Source organism: Caballeronia arationis (assembly GCF_001544975.2).
Classification (GTDB): Bacteria; Pseudomonadota; Gammaproteobacteria; order Burkholderiales; family Burkholderiaceae; genus Caballeronia; species Caballeronia arationis.
In genome coordinates this window covers 1-2,797 of the sequence record NZ_FCOG02000329.1, presented here as the reverse complement: position 1 = coordinate 2,797, position 2,797 = coordinate 1, and the positions used below count along the sequence as shown (strand labels likewise).

Annotated in this window: 3 protein-coding genes and 2 pseudogenes; all 5 read right to left on the bottom strand. The window is 61.4% G+C overall.

Annotated elements, in window-relative coordinates; all coding sequences use genetic code 11:
- Positions 1-389: pseudogene (locus tag AWB81_RS41735) on the bottom strand (transposase); the annotation flags it as partial.
- On the bottom strand, positions 390-689 hold the full coding sequence (locus AWB81_RS41730) for a hypothetical protein (RefSeq protein WP_062644349.1): 300 nt from the start codon (positions 687-689) through the stop codon (positions 390-392). It abuts the pseudogene before it with no gap.
- Positions 690-702: 13 nt separating this feature from the next.
- On the bottom strand, positions 703-1,785 hold the full coding sequence (locus AWB81_RS41725; RefSeq protein ID WP_062644347.1) for an IS630 family transposase: 1,083 nt from the start codon (positions 1,783-1,785) through the stop codon (positions 703-705).
- A gap of 55 nt (positions 1,786-1,840) precedes the next feature.
- A pseudogene (locus AWB81_RS41720) lies at positions 1,841-2,422 on the bottom strand (IS110 family transposase); the annotation flags it as partial.
- A gap of 83 nt (positions 2,423-2,505) precedes the next feature.
- The coding region (locus AWB81_RS47970) for a hypothetical protein (protein ID WP_235026215.1) at positions 2,506-2,797 on the bottom strand (292 nt) is incomplete at its 5' end.

Below are 2,797 nucleotides of genomic sequence, written 5' to 3'. Positions count from 1 at the left end.
ACATACGCCTTTGTGCGCGAGTCGGTTCGCAGCCGGCCGATGGCGATGATGTGCAGCGCGCTGTTGGCCGCACGATCCCCGCCGCGATTCAGGCGATGCCGGGTGACCTTTCCCGACGATGCCGGCACGGGACTGACTCCGCACAGGGCGGCAAATCCCGCCTCCGACTGTAGTCGCTCGCTGTTGTCTCCCGCCGTCAGCAGCAGCTGCGCTGCCGATTCGTATCCAATGGAATTGCGCGAGACCAGGTCCGGCGCGAGTTCGTTGACCAGGGCCGCGATCATCACGTCAAGGTCGGCAATTTCGTCGTGCAGTTCCAGATAGCGACGCCCGAGGGATTTCAATGTGATCCGGTACGCCGAGACTAGTACGACATCCCGTAAGTTGCTTTAATAATTATCGGGCTGCAAATAAGGCTGTAGGAGCGTGACGACGACCTCGGCCATCTCGTCGAGTGAGCCTGTTCCCGGCAGCGGTTCCCATCGGCCGGTGTGGCTGCGAAAGGCGGCACTATAACGATTGCGGGCGAGCTCGGTAAGGCGCGCCACAACCGTCGGTTCCTCATCATCGAGACGTTTGATCAGCAGGTGCCGCCCGTAGGTTTGTGTGACGATCTGCTCATGGCCGAGCAAGCTGCGCAGTTGGCGCTGAAGCTCACTCGCGTAATGTTTGGTGGGTATGGCTGACATGTCTGTCTCTCGATTACGATGTGCCCGTTTGCAACGGATAGCCCCGGAAAGTCCATTTGAAGGGGCGTGCTGCCTGATTATGCTCGTGCGTAAACTGCTCGGTGCGCTCGCGCAGGTGCGCGGTGCTGGTATGACTGGCATGGCGTAGCACCCGACGCGTATAGCGGGCGAACCACAGTTCGATCTGATTGACCCAGCTCGCGTGCAGCGGGGTGAAGTGGAAGTGAAACCGCTCATCATGGCGCTCGTTGAACGCCTGCCAGACGGCCTGAGCGCGATGCGTATTGAGGTTGTCCCAAATCACGTGCACCTGTTTGCCCGGGTGCGCGGCCGCCACGCGCTCCATGAAGGCGACCAGGTCGTCCTGGGTGCGCCGCTCGCGGCAGTCTGCCAGTACCTGACCGGTATGCACATCGAGCGCGGCAATCAGCGCCTGAGTGCCATGCCGGATATATTCAAACTCCCGACGACGCAGTCGTCCCGGTGCCGGCGCGCGCCCCGGGTGCTTGCGCTCGATGGCTTGAATGCCCGTCTTCTCGTCGATGCTGAGCACCACCGCATTTTTGGGCGCCTTGCGGTACAGCTTGCAAATCACATTGACCTTCTTGCGAAAGGCCGGGTCGGGACTGTGTAGCCATTGCTGGACACGGTGCGGTCGAACGTCGCCAGCCTGCAGAATGCGCTGCACATGGCTGCGGCTGATCTGTTCGACAATGCCACGCTCGATCGCGCGCGCCACTATCTCGTCCAGTGTCGGCGTCACCCGTCCCTCGGGTTCGTGTGCTTCACATGCCAACGCAATCAACTGCAGTCGCGTTTCTTGCGTGATGCGTGGCGGACGACCGCTACGCTCGCCCTCGCGCAGGCCCTGCGCACCGTGCTGTGCGATGCGCTTGCGCCACGCGCAGACCGTCTGCACCGATACGCGCAGTTCTCGAGCAATCACCGTATTCGGATGTCCTGCGTGCGCCCACAGCGCGATGAGTGCCCGCATCACATCTCGCTGAGTCGCGGTCTTCCGCTCGATCAGCGACAGCAGTTCTTCTCGTTCTTTCTTCGCCAACTTCACTGGCGTTGCATGACGACCTTGGCTCATCTCGAAATGATAGCCAAGACAATTATTTAATCGAGCTATTTAAGGGATGTTGTACTAGATTGCGGTAATCGGTCAGATCCGGACGCCAGGCGGCCAGCGTGCGCACGAGCTGCATGCGGGTCATGGTGCGTAGCGCTTCGCGCAGTTCGTCAGGTGCGCTGATGATCGTGTTGTGAATCACTTGCAGGGCAACTCGGCGAGCTGCAACCGCTGTCTTGCGACAAACCTTCAGCACGCGTAGTGACTCGATCATGCCATCACGGGTCCTGGGTGTGACCGTGCGGACGCCTGCGAAGGCAGCATGGGCGGCATTTTCAGCATCCAGCGTATCGTCCTTGCCGCGTTTGCGCCGGTCGCTCCGGTCTGGCGCGGTCACTTCGAGCACCCTGACTTCAGCTTGCTGCAGGTAGCGCAGCAGCCCTGCGCCATACGTTCCGGTACACTCCACACCGACGCGGAGCAGTTCACCGAATGAACGCATCCAGATCAGCATCTGCTTGTAGCCATGCCGGGTGGTCGCGAAGCACCCGCTGCCCAGCACGCGGTCATGTTCGTCAACCACGGCTGCCATGTGCAGATCCTTGTGGGTATCGACTCCGCCTATGACGCCCGGGCGACCAGCGGTTTCTTCCTTCATGACACTTCTCCGGTTCTTGACAGTGGATCAAGGCGATTTCACCGGGACCGGATACCTGGACAGGACAGTAAGGCGACAGCGCGTCAGGCCCTTCTTGGGTCACATGCAGCGGCGAGGTGAAACCTCGCCGTTCGGTGTTCCCGGCCGGCCGACGGGTCCAAGGAAAGACACGAGCTCAGGTCGATCAATGCGTGGGTCAGGCCGTCGGGGACACTTCGCGGCACCAGACCCTCCGGCGGCCGGACCACTTCCGTGGCAGGGCGGGCCGAGGAGAAGCTGGTACTTGCATTATTACTATCCATGCGCAGCGTCAGGCCCCGACCAACCTCGGCACCCGTGCCGCCGAATTCACCCAGCAGTCCCTGTGCGATCGGC